The sequence below is a fragment of the Acidovorax sp. FG60 genome (assembly GCF_057808995.1).
The window spans coordinates 1-20,638 of sequence record NZ_JBMDJC010000028.1 but is presented as its reverse complement, the minus strand read 5'-3'; the positions used below and the strand labels follow the sequence as shown (position 1 = coordinate 20,638).

The window sequence follows — 20,638 nt, the reverse complement described above, 5'->3', positions numbered from 1 at the left end:
GCTGCAGCGGCGGAGAGCCCGGCTGACTGGCTGGCTAGGTGTTAAAGGGAATCACGGGACCTGCCCTTGCAGATCGGGAGCTGCAAGAAGGAATGGCCTTGGTCGTAAGAACGCATTCTACTTTTGTTGAGAAGCATTCGCATTTATAAAAATGCTATTTGCGCTGGTTTGATGTGTGCTTGCAACAGCTTGTGACATCGGGGTAGGGCTGTGCTTCGCAGCCCCGTGCAATCGGGGGAGCTTGGTGATGGCGTGGGCACAAAAAAACGGGCCTCGGCCCGTTTTTTGTTGTTCTTCTTGGTACTTTTCGTGGAGCGCTCTGGTGCAGTCTTGGCGTTACTCCACGTCACCCATCTGCGATTGCAGGTAGTTCTGCAAGCCCACCTTGCCGATCAGATCGATCTGGGTTTCCAGGAAGTCGATGTGCTCCTCGGTGTCGTCCAGGATCTTTTGCAGCAGGTCGCGCGAGACATAGTCACGAACCGTTTCGCAGTGGGCGATGCCATCCTTGATGGTGGCCTGGGCGCCTTGTTCGGCGCGCAGGTCGCAGGCCAGGATCTCTGGTACGTCTTCGCCGACCTGGATCTTGGCCAGGTCCTGCAGGTTGGGCAGGCCATCCAGCGTGAAGATGCGGTCCATGAGCCAGTCGGCATGCTTCATCTCGCCGATGGATTCCGAATACTCCTTCTTGGCCAGCTTGTCGAAGCCCCAGTGCTTGAGCATGCGGTAGTGCAGGAAGTACTGGTTGATGGCCGTGAGTTCGTTCTTGAGCTGGGCCTGCAGATGGCCAATGACCTGTGCGTCACCTTTCATGGGGACTCCTTGTTGTGTTGTGTTGATTCGGCCCCGATTGTCGTGAGCCATATCAACACGCGCAAGGCATATCCCTGCTAGAGCGCGCTGGCTGCGTGTGAGGTTGATAGGCGTTCGCGTTCACCCCGGCTGACCCCATCCGGCCCGGTAGGCCCGATGGGGCTGCGCAGGCCGTGCGCGGGGCTATTGTGCGGCGCGTGGCGCGGCGGCCTGTGTGCCCATGGCGGTTGCGGCTGCAGACGATGGCGCCGTGCGCCGCTCACGCCAGTGCGCCAGGCCCAGCCATACCGTGGGCACCAGCACCAGGGCCAGCGAGATGGCCTGGGCAATGGTGCCTTCGGCCAGATCTTCGGTGGCCGCATGCCAGTAAGCGTTGTCGATGCCGGGTATCGCTGCGCCTTCGGTGAACTCATGGAACGCATACACCACCAGTTGCACCGCAAACACCGCCATGAACCACGACGTGACGCGGAAGAACCGCGCAAGGTTCACCGCGCGACCGTAGCGCGTCCAGGCCCAGGCGATGGCAATGGCCAGCGCCAGGCCCGCCAGACCGCCCCAGGCCATGTAGCCCAGCTCGGCGCTGCGGGCCAGGGCGGCGAGCATGGTGGCGGTTTCCACGCCTTCGCGGCCCACCATGAAGAGGGCAAACAGGAACACCGCCACCCAGGCGCGCGGGCCTTCCAGCACACTGGCGCGGTCCATGCGCTGGGCAATGTCCTGGCCCATGCCTTGGCCCGCACGGCGCATGTGCACCACGCACCAGGCCACGGTGGCGGCAGCCACCAGCGCCATGCCACCCTCGGCTGCGGGCGACAGCGCACCCACCTGCGAGAGCACCCAGCCCAGCACCAGCGAGAGCAGGGCTGCCACGCCCACGCCCGCGCGCAGTGGCAGCAACAGGTGCAGGCGCCCGGTCTTGCGCAGGTACAGGGTGGCAATCGCCACCACCAGCAGGGCTTCCAGCCCTTCGCGGAAACAGATCAGAAGTGTTTGGAACATGGTGTTTGAGGTCTTTGCTATAAATTTATGAGCTGCTTGCGCTTATCAATAAGCGCTGCAGGCCGTTTTGACCAATATTTCAGAGGCGTCGAGCTTTGGCTGGCCCACTGCAGCAAAGTGGCATGGGCGGCGTTGCTGCAGTGCGGTAGATGATAAAACTAAACGCGAATCAGTTGTATTTGAATGTTTGATATGCCGCAAGGGTTGACCGGGTGGGCGGTGGTTCTTGCAGCGGCTTCCTTGCGGTCTTTGGGGGTTTAAAAGGGGGCAAAATGCCCGCCCCGGCCTGAGGGCAGGGTGTCACTGTATAGTCACAGGCAATTGATTCAATCAAATCAATTAATTGGATTGATGGTCTCGAAAGGCCTAGACTTCAGTCCTGTTCAGTTAACCAACCACTAAGGAAACAGCAATGTCCCTGATCAATACGCAAGTTCAGCCCTTCAAGACCACCGCTTTCGTCAACCGTGACGGCAAGGGTGAATTCATCGAAGTGACCGAGCAGTCCCTCAAGGGCAAGTGGTCCGTGCTGATCTTCATGCCCGCAGCCTTCACCTTCAACTGCCCCACCGAAATCGAAGACGCTGCCGACAACTACGCTGAATTCCAAAAGGCCGGTGCCGAGGTTTACATCGTGACCACCGACACCCACTTCTCGCACAAGGTGTGGCACGAAACCTCCGACGCCGTGGGCAAGGCCAAGTTCCCCCTGGTCGGCGACCCAACGCACCAGCTGACCAACGCTTTCGGCGTGCACATTCCTGAAGAAGGTCTGGCACTGCGTGGCACGTTCGTGATCAACCCCGATGGCGTGATCAAGACCCTGGAAATCCACTCCAACGAAATCGCCCGCGACGTGTCGGAAACCCTGCGCAAGCTCAAGGCTGCCCAGTTCACCGCCGCCAACCCTGGCCAAGTCTGCCCCGCCAAGTGGAAGGAAGGCGCCAAGACCCTGACGCCTTCGCTGGACCTGGTCGGCAAGATTTAAGAAGGTGTGAAAGAGCCCGCCATGCCCGCTCGTCCCGCAAAAACGCGCACCCTCGTCGTTGCAAATGCTCGCCATAGCCCAAGCTATGCCTGCGCTTTGCGCCTAGACGGAGCACGTTTGTGCGGCCCGCTCTGGCACGCCGGGCCCCTTCCCACCTTCTAGCCGCTTTTCTCGGCCTCTGAAGCCGGACAGCGTCATGGCGCCTGTGCGCCGTGCCGTCCGGCTTTTTTACGCCCGGAGTTTGACCCGCAGGCTTGATCTGAATCCCGCTTGCCATCACGCTCCCCACATACAACTCCAAATTCAAAGGACGCCACCATGCTCGACGAACAACTCAAGACCCAACTCGCCGCCTACCTGGAGCGCGTGCAGCAGCCGTTTGAGCTGGTGGCATCCCTGGACGACAGCGAGACTGCGCGCGACATGCGCGAGCTGCTGACAACCATCCAATCCCTGCGCAGCGACAAGATCACCTTGCGCACCGACGGCAACGATGCGCGCAAGCCATCCTTCAGCCTGCAGCGCGCGGGCGCCACCAACAGCCTGCGTTTTGCCGGCCTGCCCCTGGGCCATGAATTCACTTCGTTGGTGCTGGCCCTGCTGTGGACGGGCGGCCACCCGCCCAAGGTGGAGCAGGATGTGATCGATTCGATCAAGGCCCTGGATGGCGACTTCAACTTTGAGGTCTACATGAGCCTGACCTGCCACAACTGCCCGGACGTGGTGCAGGCGCTGTCGCTCATGGCCATCGTCAACCCCAAGGTCAAGACCACTGTGATCGAAGGCGGCGCCTTCCAGCAGGAAGTGACCGAGCGCGAAATCATGGCCGTGCCCATGGTGTTTTTGAATGGCCAGGTCTTCGGCTCCGGCCGCATGACGATTGAAGAAATCGTCGCCAAGCTCGACACCGGCGCCGCCGCCCGCGAAGCCGCCAAGCTCAGCGCCAAGGCCCCGTACGACGTGCTCATCGTTGGTGGTGGCCCCGCTGGCGCAGCCGCCGCCGTGTACGCCGCCCGCAAAGGCATCCGCACCGGCGTTGCTGCCGAGCGCTTTGGCGGTCAGGTCAATGACACGCTGGCGATTGAAAACTACATCTCGGTGCTCGAAACCGACGGCCCCAAGTTCGCCGCCGCACTCGAAGCCCATACCCGCGCCTACGGCGTGGACATCATGAACCTGCAACGCGCCGACAAGCTCATCCCCGCGGCCGAGCCAGGTGGCCTCATCAGCGTGCAGATGGCCAACGGCGCCACGCTGCAGTCCAAGACGGTGATCCTGTCCACCGGCGCCCGCTGGCGCAATGTCAACGTGCCCGGCGAAGCCGAGTACAAGAACAAGGGCGTGGCCTACTGCCCGCACTGCGACGGCCCGCTGTTCAAGGGCAAGCGCACGGCGGTCATCGGCGGCGGCAACTCGGGTGTCGAGGCTGCCATCGATCTGGCTGGCATCGTGGCCCACGTCACGCTCATCGAGTTTGCCGACCAGCTCAAGGCCGACGCCGTGCTGGTCAACAAGCTCAAGAGCCTGCCCAACGTGACCATCCACACCAACGCGCAGACGACAGAGATCACAGGCGCCGACGGCAAGGTGAACGGCCTCAAATACAAGGACCGCGCCACCAACGTGGAGCACCTGGTGCCGCTGGAAGGCGTGTTCGTGCAGATCGGCCTCGTGCCCAACACCGAGTGGCTCAAGGGCACGGTGGAGCTGTCCAAGTTCGGCGAAATCATCGTCGACTCGCACGGCCGCACCAACATCCCCGGCGTGTTCGCAGCGGGCGACTGCACCACGGTGCCTTTCAAGCAGATCGTGATTGCTGCGGGCGATGGATCGAAGGCGGCGCTGAGCGCGTTTGACCACCTGATCCGCATGCCGGTGGTGGCTGCGGCCGAAGGCGCCAAGGCTCCCGAAGCGCAGCGCGAAGCCGTGGCAGCGTAAAGCTGCACCGCACGTCCCCTCTCCCCAACCCCTTCCCGCAAAGGTAGGGTTAGTGATGCGGGGAATACTCCAACAAAATTGGCCCCTAGCGCTTGATGGATAAGTGCTAATAGCTATAAAAATAAGAGCGACTGGATGTTTCGGCATCCAGTCGCTTTGTTTTGGGGTGTCTGTCCGGGAGGGGCTGAAGTCGCCCAGGCGGTGTTGCGTTGGATGGCTGGATGGCGCCGACGTTTGCGGAGAAAGCGGCTGTGCTTGGGCCTGTAAAGCACCATCAAGAAGGGTTTTAAATTGTTGCTATTGAGAATTATTCTCATATAATTTCATCCCATCAGCCAGCTACAACGGCCCATCCTTCTGTCCGCAGAAGCCAGGACCGTCTGCATGGAGCCAGCTCTGTATTCGTTGTCGTTTCAGAGAAGGATTCCCCTCCGTGGCGCAGGCATTCCGTTCCCCTCCGTTTTCTTCCCGGTGCGCACAGGCGCACGCCTCCGATCAATGGCTGCAAGGCCGTCTGCGGCCGCTTGCATGGCTGGTGGCCTGTGCGTGCGCCGCCATCGGCAACGCGCATGCGCAAGATGCGGCCCAGTTGGTGGCTGCAGCGCCGCAGCTCAAAGAAGTGGTCATCAGCGGCTCGCGCAGCGAGCAGGATCGCGACGAGCTGCCCATGAGCATCGACGTGATCAATGCGCAGGCCATCGAGGAAGGCCAGGTGCGCGACATCCGCGACGTGGCGCGCGAGTTGCCCAACGTGTCGGTCACACGGTCGCCCGCACGCTTCACGCTGGCCAGTGGCTCTACGGGGCGCGAGCAGAACGCGGGCTTCAACATCCGGGGGCTGGACGGTAACCGCGTGTTGATGATGGTGGATGGCATTCGCCTGCCGCGCAGTTATGTCTTCAGCGCCAATGCCTTCGGGCGCGACTACCTGGACATCGGGCTGCTGCAGCGCATCGAGGTGGTGCGCGGCGCCACCTCGGCGCTGTATGGCTCCGACGGCATGGCGGGCCTGGTCAACTTCATCACGGCAGACCCATCGGCCTTCCTCGACGGCGACAAGCGCATCGGCGGCCGGGTGAGCCTGGGCTATGACGGCGACGAGCACGGCAAGCGCGTGGGCGCCACGGTGGCGGGCAAGGCGGGCGACACGGTGCAGTGGCTGCTGGGCGGCAACGTCACCCGCGCCAGCGAGCTGGACAACATGGGCACCAACGATGCGGCCAATGCCGACCGCACCAAGCCCAATCCGCAAAAGGACAAGAGTGGCGCGCTGTTGGGCAAGGTCATCCTCACGCCGGGCGGCGGCCAGCGCCATGTGTTCACGCTGGAGCATGTGGACAAGACCTCCGACTACGAGCTGCTCACCGCACGTTCCAAGCCGCCGCTGGCCGCCACGTCCGTGCTGGGCTCCACGTCGTTCACCGACATGCAGCGCAGCCGCGCGACGTGGGAAGGCAACTGGCGCGTGAACACTGCGTTTGCCGATGATGTGAAGGCCACGCTGAGCTGGCAGGACGCCCATTCGCGCGAGTACATCACCGAAGACCGCAACACCGCCGCCGACCGCGTGCGCGACGTGACCTACGACGAGCGCACCTGGCAGGCCAACCTGCAGGGCAGCAAGGTGCTGCGCAACGGCGGGCCGTGGGTGCAGAAGATCACCTACGGGCTGGACTACACGGCGGCCAAAGTCGAGAACCTGCAGACCGGCGTGACGCCGCCCACGGGCGAGACCTTCCCGCTCAAGCGCTTCCCCGACACCACCGAGACCAGCACCGCCCTGTATGTGCAGGACGAGTTCGTGAGCGGGCCCTGGAGCATCACGCCCGGCGTGCGCTTCGACACCTTCCGCATCAAGGCCGACCAGGCGGGCTTCGGCGCGCAGGCGGTGTCCCTGTCGGGCAATGCGACCTCGCCCAAGTTCGGCGTGCTGTACCGCGCCAGCGAGCAGTGGAGCGTGTTTGGCAACTATGCAGCGGGCTTCCGTGCGCCCAATGCGGGGCAGGTCAACGCCTTCTTTGAGAACCCGGTGGGCAACTACCGCACAGTGCCCAACGCCAACCTCAAGCCGGAGAAGAGCCAGAACTTTGAGCTGGGCGTGCGCGGGCGTATGGAGCGTTTGTCCATCGAAGCCGCAGCATTCACTGGCCGCTACAAGGACTTCATCGAAGATCTGCGTCAGGTCAGCGGCACGGGCGCGCCGGGTAACCCGCTGGTGTTCCAGTCGGTCAACATCGGCCGCGTCAAGCTCAATGGTTTCGAGGTCAAGGGCGACATGCGCTGGGGCCAGTGGGCGGGCGGGCAGTGGAGTTCTCCGTTTGCCTATGGCCAGACACGCGGCCGAGATACCACCACCGGCAAGCCGGTGAACACCGTGGACCCATCGCGCCTGACGGCGGGCCTGCGCTATGACAGCGGCGGCTGGCTGGCGCGGCTGGACATGACCCATGCCGCCGCCAAGAAGGCCAGCGACGTGAGCGTGGCCACGGGCAGCACGCAGTTCCTCACGCCGTCGTACACGGTGCTGGACCTGGCGGCGCAGTGGCGCATCCGCAAGGACCTGCGCCTGAACGCGGGCATCTACAACCTCACCGACAAAAAGCACTGGCGCTGGGCCGACGTGCGCGGCCTGGCCGCGAATGCCAGCTTCATCGACGCCTACAGCCAGCCGGGCCGCGCAGTGCGCGTGTCGCTGGTGGCGGATTTTTAAGGCACAGCCCATCAAGGAGACAGACCATGAGCCATGCACCTGACACGCCCGATACGCCCACCTCCGGCGCCCATTGCGATGAGGAATACAGCCTGCCCTGCGCCGAGGCGCTGCTGGCGGGCACCCTGGCCCTGATGACGGGCTATGTGCAGGCCTGCTGCGACAACCACCGTGGCGCCATGGGCCGCAAGATATCGGCCAACCTGCAGATGCTGGCCGATGCGGAAGGCTTCACACCGCATTTCCGCACCGTGGTCTGGAGCCTGCAAGGCCGCTGGGACCAGCAAAACAAGGCGCGCCAGGACGTGGCCGCCAGCGCCGCGATGGTGGCTGCCGAACAACGCCGCGTGCTGTGGCACACCGCGCCGGAGGCAGTGCAATGAATGCCGCAGTGACGAACCCCCCAAGCGCTCCGGCCCATCCGCCGCAAGCCGCCCCCGACATCCGTGAGAGGTTCGCCGCAGCCCGCGCAGCGGGCAAGCGTGCCAAGGACGCAGCCGAGAGCCTGGGGCTGTCGGAAGGCGCAGCCGTGGCCGCCCATGCAGGCGAGCACGGTCACCCACTCAAGGCCCAGCCGCTGCAGGGCTCGTGGCTGGAGCTGCTGCAGTCGCTCGAAGCCTGCGGCCCGCTGATGGCGCTCACGCGCAACGAAGGCACGGTGCACGAGAAGACCGGCGTGTACACGCACGTGTCGGCCACCGGGCCGGTGGGCATTGCGCTGGGCGAAGACATCGACCTGCGCCTGTTCTTTGCGCAGTGGCATGCGGGTTTTGCAGTGACCGAGCTGGCCAGCGACCCCGCCAAACCGCCATCGCGCAGCCTGCAGTTCTACAACGCGCATGGCCGTGCTGTGCACAAGATATTCACGCGCGATGCCACCGACCTGGCTGCGTTCGACGCAGTGGTGAGCCGCTTCGTGCAACCCAGCGCCGGTTACGTGTTTGGTCCGGAGCCCGCGCCAGCGGCTGTGCTGCCCGACGCCGACATCGACGCCCAGGGCTTGCGCGAGGCCTGGGCCGCCATGCAGGACACCCACGAGTTCTTCGGCCTGACCAAAAAGTTCGGCGTGGAGCGCCAGCAGAGCTTTCGCCTGGTCGAAGGCCAGTTTGCCTGGCGCGCCGCACCGCAGGCCGTGGCGCGCCTGCTGGACGAAGCGGCGGTGGACGGCCTGCCCATCATGGTGTTCGTGGGCAGCGGCGGCTGCATCCAGATCCACACCGGGCCGGTGCGCAACATCCAGCCGCTCGATACGCCGCGTGCGCAGTGGATCAACGTGCTGGACGAAGGCTTCAACCTGCACCTGCGCACCGACATGATTGCCAGCGTGTGGGTGGTGGAGAAGCCCACGGCCGATGGTGTTGTCACCTCGGTCGAGGCTTTTGACCGCGCGGGCGAGCTGATGGCCATGTTCTTCGGTGCACGCAAGCCCGGCAAGCCCGAACTGCAGGGCTGGCGCGACCTGGTGGCACGCTTGCCTGGCGTGCAGGAGCTGGCCCATGCTGCGTGATCCGATGGCCGTGCAAAGCTGGGGGCAAGGTGGCGCGCGTCGGCGGCTGCTGCGCAGTGTGGCGGCTTTGCCTTGGTTGTCTGCGATGGGGGCCGGGGCCGCCTGGGCCGCCCGCCCGGCGCGCATCGTCTCGCTGGGCGGCGCGCTGACCGAGGTGGTCTACCTGCTGGGCGCACAAGGCCAGCTGGTGGGCACCGACACCACCAGCCTGTTCCCCGAGGCCGCGCTCAAGACCGCCAAGGTCGGCTACATGCGCCAGCTCTCGGCCGAGGGCTTGCTCTCGCTTAAGCCCGATGCCGTGGTGGGCACCACCGAGGCCGGGCCGCCCGTGGTGCTGGACCAGGTGCGCAGCGCTGGCGTGCGCGTGGAGCTGGTGCAGGCCGACCACACCTGGGACGAGGTGCGGCGCAAGGTCGCCATCGTGGGCCGCGTGGCGGGCCGCGAGCGCGAGGCCCAGGCCCTGCAGGCGGACCTGGATGCGCAGTGGGCGGCAGTGCAAAAGCAGGTGGCAGCCACCACGCGGCGCCCGCGCGCCATCTTCATCCTGTCGCACGGCGGCAGCCCCATGGTGGCAGGCACGGGCACGGCGGCCGATGCGCTGATCCGCTTTGCGGGCGCGACCAATGCCATCACGCAGTTCGCAGGCTACCGGCCCCTCACGGCCGAGGCCATGGCCAGCGCGGCGCCCGAGGTGCTGCTCAACAGCACGCAGGGCATCGAGGCACTGGGCGGCGAGGCCGCCTTCTGGCAGCGGCCCGAGCTGGCGCTCACGCCCGCTTTCCGCCGCAAGGCGCTGGTGGCCATGGAGGCCAGCCACCTGCTGGGCTTTGGCCCGCGCCTGCCCGGCGCCGTGCGCGAGCTGCACACCCGCACCCAGGCGATCACCGCGTGAGCAGTGTGGCTGTGGCGCAGCCGGGTGCGCGCTGGAGTCCCGGGCGCCTGTCTCCCCGCACGGCGATAGGTGTAGGGGCAGTGCTGGTCGTGCTGGCCTTGGTCTGGGCCAGCACGCGGGGCGCCTACGCCATTGCACCCGCCCAGCTGTGGCAGGTGCTGCTGCAGGCTGTGGGCGCAGCGCCGTCGGCCGAGCAGGCACCCGAATACCTGGTGTTCATCAACATCCGACTGCCGCGCCTGCTGATGGGCGTGGCCGCCGGGGCGGGCCTGGGGCTGGCCGGTGCGCTGATGCAGGGCCTGTTTCGCAACCCGCTGGCCGACCCCGGGCTGGTGGGCGTGAGCAGCGGCGCCGCGCTGGCGGCGGCCGTCACCATTGTGCTGGGCAGCCACTGGCTGCCCGACCTGCCGCGCACGCTAGGCAGCTGGACACTGGTGGGCATGGCCTTTGGCGGCGGCCTGCTCGTCACGACGCTGATCTATGCACTGGCGCAGGCCGATGGCGGCACGCGCATGGGGCTGATGCTGCTGGCCGGTGTGGCGGTCAATGCGCTGGCGCTGGCGGGGCTGGGCTACCTCAATTTCATCTCTACCGACGAGCAGCTGCGCAACCTCCAGATGTGGCTGCTGGGCAGCCTGGGCGGTGCGCGCTGGAGCGCCGTGGCGCTGGTGGGCGCCATCGTGGCGGTGGCCTGCGGCCTGGGCCTGGCGCTGGCGCGCCCGCTCAACGCGATTGCGCTGGGCGAGGCGCAGGCTGCTCTGCTGGGCGTGCCGGTGGAGCGCACCAAGCGCCTGGCGGTCCTGGTCACCGCGCTGGCCGTGGGCGCGGTGACGGCGGCCACCGGCATCATCGGTTTCATCGGCCTGGTGGCACCGCACTGGGTGCGCCTGGTGGCGGGGCCGGACCACCGCGTGGTGCTGCCGGGCTCGGCCCTGCTGGGCGCCGCGCTGGTGCTTGCGGCCGACGGCGTGGCGCGCACCATCGTGCAGCCTGCCGAGCTGCCGCTCGGCGTGCTCACGGCCTTCATTGGCGTGCCGCTGTTTCTGGCCATGCTGCGCCAGTTTCGGAGCAAGGTATGAATGCCGCCGTCGCATCCCCGGTCACCACCACCGCCGATCTGCTGGTGTGCGACCAGCTGGGTGTGGGCGTGTCCGGCAGGCCCTTGCTGGCCACCGTGCATACGCAGTTCGTGCCCGGGCGCGTCACGGCCATCCTGGGCCCCAACGGCGCGGGCAAGTCCACCCTGCTGGCCATGCTTTCGGGCCAGCGTGCGCCGCGCTCGGGCCATGTGTGGATGGGCGGGCAACCGGTGTCCGGCCAAGGCGCCCAGGCCCTGGCCCGCCAGCGTGCCGTGCTGCCGCAGGACACGGCCGTGGCCTTCGACTTCACGGTGCGGGAGGTGGTGGAGATGGGGCGCTTTCCCCACCGCCAGCAGCCCAGCCGCCACGAAGCGCGCATCGTGACCGAGGCGATGCAGGCCACCGGCGTGGCCCACCTGGCCGGGCGCAGCATCAACACCTTGTCGGGCGGCGAACGCGCCCGCAGCCACCTGGCCCGCGCGCTGGCCCAGATCTGGGAGCCCCTTCCCGATGGCGCCACCCGCTGGCTGCTGCTGGATGAGCCCACCGCCGCGCTCGACCTGGCGCACCAGCACCACACGCTGGCCCTGGTGCGCCGCTGGGCGGTGGAGCAGGGCGTGGGCGTGGTCGCGGTGCTGCACGACCTGAACCTGGCCCTGCGCTACGCCCACGACAGCCTGCTGCTCGCCCCGGGCCTGGCGGGCCCGCGCAGCGTGCACGCCACAGCCCACCTGCTCACCCCCGCCACCATCGCGCAGGTGTGGGGCGTGCACAGCACGCCAGTGCTGGCGGCCGACGGGGTGCCGCAGTACCTGGTGGCGGCGCAATGAATGGCGTTTTATGACAAAAGTGGCCTCTGCCGCGCTATGGGTCTCAAAGATTGCTATCAAAAATGAAGCGTCTGCATGGTGTGCCTGTGCAACCCATGGAGGTAGGCCCCTCAACCCGTCAGGCTATCTGGCGGGGCGGGTGGTGCGGCCTGCTTAGAATCCCGCTGCCCATGCGCCGCTTGCTGCTCGTCTTTCTGTTGGTGTTCATGCCGCTCCAGTCCATCTGGGCGGCGGCCTCGCCCTATTGCGGGCACGAGTCAGCGCCGCAGGCTTCGCACTTTGGCCACCATGTGCACGAGCACCATGGCGACGAAGGGGCCGACCACTCGGTCCCGGGGGGCTCCCCCAGTACCCTGGCCGACATGGACTGCCATGCCTGCCACGGCACAGGCGGCGGCCTGGCGCACAGTGCCAGCGCCCAGGCCATCGTGGTGGCCGTGGCGCACCCGCCGGGCCAGGCCGCACCCGCCTGGCCACCCGCACCCCTTACGCGGCCCGAACGCCCCAACTGGTCCTTCTTCGCCTGAGCGGCGAGGCGGGGGCTTGGGTGGCTCCGTTTCTTTTCCTGATGCTGTTGGAGACCTGCCTTCCCAGGCAGTAGCGGTGCTCGTCTTGCTGTTGGCATGCGTGCCCCTCTGACGTCCCCTCCGTGCATCGCGCCTCGCCGATTTCAACCTGTGGCCCCGGCCACTGCAGAGGAATCGGATGCAACCAACGAAACAACGACAACACACGCCCATCGCCGCGCTGGTGGTGATGGCGCTGGGCTGGGCACTGCTGGGCAGTGCCGCACAGGCCCAGACCTCCAACCCCGGCACAGCGCCGCTCACGCTCCAGGCCCTGTTCGAGCAGGCCTGGCAGCGCCAGCCCGAAGCGCAGTCTGCTGCCTTGCGGCGCGAGGCCGCGCAGGCCACACACAGCGCGGCGGCAGCCTGGACGGCCGAGCCCATGGCATTGGAGCTGTCCACCAAAACCGACCGCCCCGGCAGCAACCAGGGCAGCCGCGAGGCCGAAGTGGGCCTGGCCCTGCCGCTGTGGCTGCCCGGCGAGCGCGCCCGCAAGGCAGCGCTGGCCGATGCGGAAGCGCAGGCGCTGGACAGCCGCCAGCGCGCCGCGCAGCTGCAACTGGCCGCCACTGTGCGCGAAGCCTGGTGGGCCGCGCAGCGCGCGCAGGCTGACTGGGCCCTGGCGCAAGACCGGCTGCTGAACGCGCAGCGCCTGGCCGCCGACGTGGCGCGCCGCGTGCGTGCTGGCGACCTGTCGCGTGCCGACCAGGCCCAGACCGACGGCGCCGTGGCCCAGGCCGAAGCCGCCACGGCCGAGGCCCAGGGCGCGCGGGACGCAGCGCAGGCCGCACTGGCCGCCTGGGGTGTGCAGGCCGCGCCCACCCTGGCGCTGGCGGACGGGGCGGAGCCCGAGCCCCCTGTGTCAGACGCCACGGCAGCCGCTGCCCAGCACCCTGCGGCGGCCGACTGGCACGACCAGGCCGAGGTAGCCCGCCGCGCTGCCGACCTGGCTGCCGTGCAAACCCGTGCTAACCCCGAGCTGACGGTGGCCGCCACGCGCGGCCGCGAGCAGGCGGGCGACCGCTACCAGCAGACCTTCACCGTGGGCCTACGCATACCCCTGGGCGGGGGCGATCGCGCGCAGGCAAAGCAGGCCACAGCCCGCGCTGATGCCATCGATGCCGAGGCGCGTGCTGCCGTGGAGCAGAGGCGCCTGGCCGCCGACATCGCCGCCGCCATGGCCCGCGTGAAGGCCACGCAGGCCCAGCGCGATGCGCTGGCACGGCACGCGGCGCTGGCGCAGGGCACACGCGGCTTTATCGACAAGGCCTTCCGCCTGGGCGAAGCCGACGGCCCCACACGCCTGCGTGTGGAGCTGGAGGCCGCCCAGGCCGAACGCCAGTTGGCCCGCGCCCGCATCGACGCAGCGGCCGCCATCTCCCACCTGCGCCAGGCCCTGGGCCTGTTGCCGCAATGAACTCACTGTGAATCCCGACCAATTTTTAAGACAACCATGACACTCTCTTCCGCTTTCTCCACCCTGGGCCTGGCCCTGCTGCTGGGCTTGCTACCGCCGACCGCGCTGGCCGGTGCTGGTCACGACCATGGCGAAGCCCCCGCCGCAGCGGGCACAGCCCTGCCGCGCTTTGCCGCCACCTCCGACCTGTTTGAACTCGTGGGCGTGCTTGACGGGCAAAAAATCGCGCTCTACCTGGACCACGCGGGCGACAACAGCCCCGTGAAAGACGCCCGGCTAGAGCTGGACATTGCAGGCACCAGCGTGCCCGTCACCCGCGTGGCCGAAGGCGAGTTCCAGGCCACCCTGGCCGCCCCGCTGGCCGAGGGCGTGAGCCCCGTCACCGCCACCGTGGCCGCAGGCAATGAGACTGACCTGCTCGCAGGCGAGATCGACCTGCACCCCGCCGCCCACACCGATGCCGCACCGGCAGGGCTGGCCCGCCGCACCGCGCTGATCGCAGGCGCCGTGGCCGCCGTGCTGTTGGCGCTGTTTGCCGCTTGGGGACTGCGTCGGGGCCGTGCTGCCCGCATTGGCAACACCCAGCGCGTGGGAGGTGCAGCATGAAGCGCTTCCACCCCATGCCTTCCTTGCTGGCTTTGCTGATGGCCGCCGCGCTCAACGCCCCCCTGCCAGCCCTGGCAGGCCCCGGCCACGACCATGGCGACGCGCCGCCCGCGCCCACCGGCAACGGCCCCAGCCGCCAGCCCGATGGCAGCGTCTTCCTGCCCAAACCCGCGCAGCGCCAACTGGGCGTGCGCACTCTGGTGGCAGCCACCGGGCAGCACACCAAGGCTTTTGAACTGGCGGGCACCGTGGTGATGGACCCCAACGCGGGCGGCAAGGTGCAGGCCGTGCTGGCCGGCCGGCTGGAGGCCGGGCCCAAGGGCCTGCCTGGCGTGGGCCAGGCGGTGCGCAAGGGCGAGGTGCTGGCCTATGTGGTGCCCACGGCGGGCGCCATCGAGCGCTCCAACCAACTGGCCCAGCAGGCCGAACTGCGCGCTGCACGCGACCTGGCCGCACGGCGCGTGGCGCGCCTGACGGAGCTGGCCGACACCGTGCCGCGCAAGGACATCGAGGCAGCCGAGAGCGATCTGCACAGCCTCACCCAGCGCCTGGGCGCCGTGGGCGCGGGCCTGGCCACACGCGATGCGCTGGTGGCCCCCGTGTCGGGCGTCATCGCCTCAGCCAATGCCGTGGCCGGGCAGGTGGTGGATGCGCGCGAACTGGTGTTTGAGGTGGTGGACCCATCGCGCCTGCGCATCGAGGCCCTAGCTTACGACCCGGCACAGGCCCAGAGCGTGGCCGGTGCCACGCTGGCCGTGGCCGGGCAGCGCGTGCCACTGCGCTTTCTGGGCGCGGCGCGCAGCCTGCGTGATCAGGCGCAGCCGCTGCAGTTTGCGGGCGACTCGTCTGCGCTGGGCACCTTGGCCCTGGGCCAGCCGGTGCGCGTGTTCGTGCAGTCCACCGACAAGGTCGATGGCGTGCAGGTGCCCGCCGCAGCGTTGCTGCGCAACCCGGCCAACCAGACCATCGTCTGGGTCAAGGAGTCGCCCGAGCGTTTTGCGCCACGGGTGGTCACTGCTGTGCCGCTGGATGGCACCTCGGTGGCCGTGACCTCGGGCCTGAAGCCCGGCGACCGCGTGGCCACGCAGGGCGCCACGCTCATCAACCAGGTCCGCTAAGGAGTCACGATGTTCAAGTGGCTTCTCGAAAACAGCCTGGCCCACCGGCTGCTGGTGCTCATCGCCGCCGCCGTGCTCATGGCCTATGGCGCCTTCACGCTCTCGCGCACGCCGGTGGACGTGTTTCCCGACCTCAACAAACCCACCGTCACCCTCATGACCGAGGCGGGCGGCATGGCCGCCGAAGAGGTGGAGCAGCTCATCACCTTTCCGCTGGAGACCACGATGAACGGCCTGCCCGGCGTGGAAAGCGTGCGCTCCACCTCCAGCGCGGGCCTGTCGTTCATCTACGTCACCTTTGACTGGAGCACCGACATCTACCGGGCGCGCCAGATGGTGTCCGAACGCCTGTCGTCCATGGAAGAGGGCCTGCCCAGCGGCATCACGCCGCGCATGGGGCCCATCAGCTCCATCATGGGCGAGATCATGCAGGTGGCCATCCCCATCGACGCGGGCAAGACCACGCCCATGGCCGTGCGCGAGTACGCCGACTGGGTGCTGCGCCCGCGCCTCATGGCCATTCCTGGCGTGGCGCAGGTGATCCCCATCGGTGGCGAGGTGCGCCAGTTCCAGGTGCTGCCCGACACGGCGCGCATGGCAGCGCTGGGCATCACGCACGACCAGCTCACGGGCGCGCTCAAGGGCTTTGCGGCCAATACCTCGGGCGGGTTTCTGGAGCTGGGCGGGCGCGAATACCTCATCCGCCACCTGGGCCGCACCTCGCGGCTCGAAGACCTGCAGAACCTGGCCCTCACCGCCAAAAACGGCCAGAGCGTGCTGCTGCGCCAGGTGGCCGATGCCACCTTTGCCGCCGCCACCAAGCGGGGCGATGCAGGCTTTGAAGGGCAGGGCGCCGTCATCCTGGGCATCCAGAAGCAGCCCACGGCCGACACCATCGGGCTCACGCGCAGCATTGAAGCCGCGCTGGTGGACCTGAAGAACTCGCTGCCCACCGGCATGGAGGCGCCGCGCGTCACCTTCCGCCAGGCGAGCTTCATCGAGGCATCGGTCACCACGCTGCAGGGCAAGCTCATGGGCGCCTCGGTGTTTGTGGCGGTGATTTTGTTCGTGTTCCTCGGCACGCTCAGGCCCACGGTGATTGCGCTCACGGCCATCCCGGTGTCCATCTTCATCACGGCGCTGGTGTTCCAATATTTCGGTCTGTCGATCAACACCATGACGCTGGGCGGCCTGGCCATCGCCATCGGTGGCCTGGTGGACGACGCGGTGGTCGATGTGGAAAACGTGCTGCGCCGCCTGAAGATGGACCGCGCCAAGCACCCCCACCACCGCCTGCACCCCATCGAGGTGGTCAAGCTCGCGTCGATGGAAGTGCGCTCGGGCATCCTGTATGCCACGGCCATCATCGTGCTGGTGTTCTTGCCGCTGTTTGCGCTGCCGGGCATCGAGGGGCGGCTGTTTGTGCCGCTGGGCATTGCGTTCATCGTGTCCACGCTGGCCTCGCTGTTGGTGTCGGTCACCGTCACGCCGGTGCTGGCCTTCTACCTCCTGCCGCGCATGAAGAACCTGGACCATGGCGACACGCGCGTGGTGGCCTGGCTCAAGGCGCGCTACCGCAACGGGCTCTCGGCCGTGCTGGCGCGCCCGCGCACGGCCCTGGCCGTGAGCGCGGTGGCGGTGGCGCTGTCGGCAGCGGCGGTGCCGTTCTTCCCCACCACGTTCTTGCCACCGTTCAACGAAGGCACGCTGCTCATCGGCATGCGGCTCAACCCCGGCGTCACGCTGGCCGAATCGAGCGCGCTGGCGCGCCAGGCCGAGGTGCTGGTGCGCCAGGTGCCCGAGGTCACGCACGTGGGCCGGCGCAGTGGCCGCGCCGAGCTGGACGAACATGCCGAAGGCGTGCACGTGAGCGAGCTGGACGTGGGCCTGCTGCCTGCGGCCGAGCTCAAGCGCAGCATGGCCGAGGTGCAGGCCGACATCCGCAGCCGCCTCGCGCACTTGCCTGCGGCCATCGCCATCGGCCAGCCCATCTCGCACCGCATCGACCACATGCTCTCGGGCGTGCGCTCGCAAATTGCCATCAAGCTCTTTGGCGACGACCTGGACACCCTGCGCGGCCAGGCGGAAGCCCTGCGCGCGCGGCTGGCGGGCATCCCCGGCCTGGCCGACCTGGAGGTGGAAAAGCAGGTGCTGGCGCCGCAGATCACCGTGCGCGTGGACTACGCCGCCGCCGCCCAAATGGGCGTGCCCGCACCCCAGGTGCTGGCCGCGCTGCAGACGCTGGTGGAAGGCGAAAAAGTAGCCCAGGTGGTGGAAGGCAGCCGCCGCTTTGCACTGGTGGTGCGCCTGCCCGACAGCGCACGCTCCATCGATGGCTTGGCGCGTGTGCTGATCGACACGCCACGTGGCCCCGTGCCCCTGTCGCGCCTGGCCACCATCGAAGAAGGCGACGGCCCCAACCAGATCAGCCGCGACGACGGCAAGCGCCGCATCGTGCTCTCGGCCAACGCGCAGGGCAGGGCGCTGTCCGACGTGGTGGCCGACATCCGCCAGGCCGTGGGCGACACGCGCCTGCCCGAGGGCTACTTCATCACTCTGGGCGGCCAGTTCCAGGCGCAGGAAGAAGCCAGCCGCCTGGTGGGCCTGCTGGCCATCGTTTCGCTGGTGCTGATGTTTGTGGTGCTCTACACCCGCTACCGCTCGGCCACGCTGTCGGCCCTCATCATGGCCAACATCCCGCTGGCGCTGGTGGGCGCGGTGCTGGGGCTGTGGGTGTCGGGCCAGCCGCTGTCGGTGGCGGCGCTGATCGGCTTCATCACGCTGGCGGGCATCTCGGTGCGCAACGGCATTTTGAAGGTGAGCCACTACCTCAACCTGATGCGTGTGGAAGGCGAGCGCTTTGACACCACCATGATCGTGCGCGGCTCGCTGGAGCGCCTGAGCCCCGTGCTGATGACCGCCCTGGTCACCGCCTTTGCTTTGGCCCCGCTGCTGCTGGAGGCCGAGCGCCCCGGCACCGAAATCCTGCACCCGGTGGCGGTGGTGATCTTCAGTGGCCTCATCAGCTCCACGCTGCTCGACACCTTCCTCACCCCGGCCCTGTTCTGGCTGTTTGGCCGCAAGGATGCCGAACGCCTGCTGGACGACAAGAACGCCGAGGCGTTCTGAGCTTTTCTTGTTTTGTATTTGTTCTCTTTATTTGTTCGTTTGCTTTTTCATTCACCCGTTGAAAGGACTCTCATGAAAACCACCCGCCAACTTTTCGCCGCCCTGGCCCTCGCCGCTGTGGCCACCACCTCCGCCCATGCCGCAGGCGACCACGGTGCAGGCCACGACCACAAGCCCCAACACGGCGGCATCGTGGCCGAGGCCAACGACATGGACTACGAACTCGTCGCCAAGCCCGACACCCTGACCCTGCACCTGCGCGACCACGGCAGACCCGCCAAAACCGAGGGCGTGAGCGCCAAGCTCACTCTGCTCAACGGCACCGAAAAATCCGAGGCTGTGCTTGTACCGGCAGGCGAGGGCAGGCTCGAAACCAAAGGCATCTTCAAGGTCGCAGCAGGCACCAAGGTGGTGGCGCTGGTGACGCTGCCGGGCAAGAAGGCGGCGAATGTGCGGTTTGCGGTGAAGTAAGCCGCTGCCGGAGAGAGAAAGAAAGCGTCGTGCGCCACGCGCCGCTGCGTTGGCTTTTGCTGACGTGGCGGTGTGTGGTCTGTCCCAGTTGCAGTGCGCCATGAGCGCGGGCGAGGTGGGTGCGCGCGTGGTGTCAGTGGTGAGGTGTACTGAAATTTGAAGAAAAATTGGGCTCTACCGCTTGTCTATAAAGCGCTTATAGCTATCAAATTAGTAGTGATGTGATTGATGCCGGGCGCAAGGTGCTGAGCGTCAGTGGGCGGGGAAAGTTGGATTTTTGGGCGCGCAGTGCCTGGCTTTTTAGGCGGACTACTGTCTATTGATTCTTTCCCGGCAATGCTGACGTTCTTTCTGGCTGCGCTAAGTCCAGATCTTGACCAACTCGGCAATCTTGTCGGCGATCTGGGCCAGTGTGTCTTCCTTGGTGTCTAGACCAGACCGGGATGCAAGCAAAGGACTCACGTTTCGCAAGTCGTCGTAGGTTGTCTCGTGCACGATGGGGACCAGACGATTGCCGGCAAGTAAGGCGGAGAGTTCTTTGTCGGCGACACCCTGATTTGGAAGTCCCTTGATGAAGTTCGGCGTGACCAGCACAAGACCGATGCGCGAATTCGCCAACCCCCGGTCAATAGTTCGCATCATCGGCACACCCAGACCTAGGTCCAATTCACTAAACCATGTTTTGACGCCAGCTGCTTTGAGCGCGTCGTCAAGGTCCTTGGCTGCACCCTGCCGGTCGGGCCATGCATGGCAAAGGAAACAGTCACGTAGATCGGGCTGTTGGACAGCCACTCTTTCGACGGCCTCACGGATTGGCGTGAGGGATTGCACTTGTGCCGGGGTGTACAAGACGGTGGAGCCTGTGCGCGACCAACGCGGGCGGGAACCGCCGCTTGAGCGACTGCTACTGCTCCCGGTCGTGGTGGATGACGAATACGAAGGGTGGGAGGGGGTGCTGTACCCGCCGCTATAGCCATAACCCCGGCCGTAGCTGTATCGACACGCAGGACAGGCGGCCGCAGCTGCTGCCGAATTGTGTCCACGAACTGGTGCTGTGCATTTAGCCATTGCTTGAATCCCCGATTGCTGAGACAGGCGCATCGTAAGCCTGGAACAGATAAATCCAATTACCGCAATTGTTGCGGACCGGTCATTCACTTGTGAAGGCAGTTGGACCGTAACGGGCCCGAAGCCGACGGTAAATACGATAAATCCCCGACGTAGTCATCGACTCATTACCCGCTTACTCGCAGTCCGAAACAGCCGTTAGACAGCACGGCCCTTGCCTGCGAGCAAGCTATAGTTTGCTGAGCTTCCCGGAATTTTTATACCTGAATGTTTGAACAGAACGGCGCTTGCAGACTTAAGCTGCAAGCCACTTTCAGGAGAAAGCAGTGTCGGAAATATCCCGCTCGGTCCAATTGGTCCTGCAGGTTTTTCGGTCTAAATTGTTAGATATCACAACAACCAACTATGTCGTCTCGTCCGCTCCTAGAATCTGTCCTCAAGGACCGCAATGAACCGCCCCGGGTTTTGAGGAGGCTCTTTTCTCTGAGAGGATTGAGCTATGAG

The 20,638-nt window shown here is 66.5% G+C and carries 17 protein-coding genes; 14 read left to right on the top strand and 3 right to left on the bottom strand.

The window, feature by feature from the left end; all coding sequences use genetic code 11:
• Nucleotides 1-336: 336 nt before the first annotated feature.
• Entirely contained in the window at nt 337-813 is a 477-nt protein-coding gene (bfr, locus tag ACODS0_RS25610; RefSeq protein WP_055398627.1) for a bacterioferritin, read from the bottom strand.
• Nucleotides 814-996: 183 nt separating this feature from the next.
• Nucleotides 997-1,815: an FTR1 family iron permease gene (locus tag ACODS0_RS25605; RefSeq protein WP_228899542.1), complete on the bottom strand. Its 819-nt coding sequence runs from the start codon at nt 1,813-1,815 to the stop codon at nt 997-999.
• A 412-nt stretch (nt 1,816-2,227) separates the two neighbouring features.
• Between ACODS0_RS25605 and ahpC the strand changes: the two genes are divergently transcribed.
• The 14 genes from ahpC (at nt 2,228) to ACODS0_RS25535 (ending at nt 19,066) form a co-directional block, all read left to right on the top strand.
• Entirely contained in the window at nt 2,228-2,803 is a 576-nt protein-coding gene (gene ahpC / locus ACODS0_RS25600) for an alkyl hydroperoxide reductase subunit C (RefSeq protein WP_055398629.1), read from the top strand.
• 318 nt (nt 2,804-3,121) lie between these two features.
• The gene (gene ahpF, locus ACODS0_RS25595; RefSeq protein WP_488837961.1) at nt 3,122-4,741 is read left to right on the top strand and encodes an alkyl hydroperoxide reductase subunit F; all 1,620 of its coding nucleotides are present in this window, start codon (nt 3,122-3,124) and stop codon (nt 4,739-4,741) included.
• A gap of 502 nt (nt 4,742-5,243) precedes the next feature.
• Nucleotides 5,244-7,451, top strand: a complete 2,208-nt coding sequence (locus ACODS0_RS25590; protein WP_488838009.1) for a TonB-dependent hemoglobin/transferrin/lactoferrin family receptor — start codon at nt 5,244-5,246, stop codon at nt 7,449-7,451.
• A 26-nt stretch (nt 7,452-7,477) separates the two neighbouring features.
• Nucleotides 7,478-7,834, top strand: coding sequence for a hypothetical protein (locus tag ACODS0_RS25585; protein ID WP_488837959.1), 357 nt, complete (start codon nt 7,478-7,480; stop codon nt 7,832-7,834).
• Nucleotides 7,831-8,958, top strand: a complete 1,128-nt coding sequence (locus ACODS0_RS25580; RefSeq protein ID WP_488837957.1) for a hemin-degrading factor — start codon at nt 7,831-7,833, stop codon at nt 8,956-8,958. The genes ACODS0_RS25585 and ACODS0_RS25580 overlap by 4 nt, the downstream gene beginning before the upstream one ends.
• A gap of 85 nt (nt 8,959-9,043) precedes the next feature.
• On the top strand, nt 9,044-9,850 hold the full coding sequence (locus tag ACODS0_RS25575; protein WP_488838007.1) for a heme/hemin ABC transporter substrate-binding protein: 807 nt from the start codon (nt 9,044-9,046) through the stop codon (nt 9,848-9,850).
• A complete protein-coding gene (locus tag ACODS0_RS25570) occupies nt 9,847-10,929 on the top strand; it encodes a FecCD family ABC transporter permease (protein ID WP_488837955.1) in 1,083 nt (360 codons plus the stop codon). The genes ACODS0_RS25575 and ACODS0_RS25570 overlap by 4 nt, the downstream gene beginning before the upstream one ends.
• Complete coding sequence (locus tag ACODS0_RS25565) at nt 10,926-11,759, top strand: heme ABC transporter ATP-binding protein (protein WP_488837953.1); 834 nt, start codon at nt 10,926-10,928, stop codon at nt 11,757-11,759. The genes ACODS0_RS25570 and ACODS0_RS25565 overlap by 4 nt, the downstream gene beginning before the upstream one ends.
• Nucleotides 11,760-11,929: 170 nt before the next feature.
• The gene (locus tag ACODS0_RS25560; protein ID WP_488837951.1) at nt 11,930-12,286 is read left to right on the top strand and encodes a hypothetical protein; all 357 of its coding nucleotides are present in this window, start codon (nt 11,930-11,932) and stop codon (nt 12,284-12,286) included.
• Nucleotides 12,287-12,464: 178 nt separating this feature from the next.
• The gene (locus ACODS0_RS25555) at nt 12,465-13,742 is read left to right on the top strand and encodes a TolC family protein (protein ID WP_488837950.1); all 1,278 of its coding nucleotides are present in this window, start codon (nt 12,465-12,467) and stop codon (nt 13,740-13,742) included.
• 36 nt (nt 13,743-13,778) lie between these two features.
• Nucleotides 13,779-14,348 (top strand): hypothetical protein, encoded by a 570-nt coding sequence (locus ACODS0_RS25550; RefSeq protein ID WP_488837948.1) that lies wholly within the window; start codon nt 13,779-13,781, stop codon nt 14,346-14,348.
• Nucleotides 14,345-15,466 carry an efflux RND transporter periplasmic adaptor subunit gene (locus tag ACODS0_RS25545; protein ID WP_488837946.1) on the top strand — a complete coding sequence of 374 codons (1,122 nt, stop codon included), beginning with the start codon at nt 14,345-14,347 and terminating at the stop codon, nt 15,464-15,466. Before ACODS0_RS25550 ends, ACODS0_RS25545 begins: the two co-directional genes overlap by 4 nt.
• 9 nt (nt 15,467-15,475) lie before the next feature.
• A complete protein-coding gene (locus ACODS0_RS25540) occupies nt 15,476-18,595 on the top strand; it encodes an efflux RND transporter permease subunit (protein WP_488837944.1) in 3,120 nt (1,039 codons plus the stop codon).
• Nucleotides 18,596-18,667: 72 nt separating this feature from the next.
• Nucleotides 18,668-19,066, top strand: coding sequence for a hypothetical protein (locus ACODS0_RS25535; protein ID WP_488837942.1), 399 nt, complete (start codon nt 18,668-18,670; stop codon nt 19,064-19,066).
• 360 nt (nt 19,067-19,426) lie between these two features.
• On the opposite strand, the gene ACODS0_RS25530 is transcribed toward ACODS0_RS25535, so the two are convergent.
• Nucleotides 19,427-19,897 carry a toll/interleukin-1 receptor domain-containing protein gene (locus tag ACODS0_RS25530; RefSeq protein ID WP_233573445.1) on the bottom strand — a complete coding sequence of 157 codons (471 nt, stop codon included), beginning with the start codon at nt 19,895-19,897 and terminating at the stop codon, nt 19,427-19,429.
• Between the last annotated feature and the right edge of the window lie 741 nt (nt 19,898-20,638).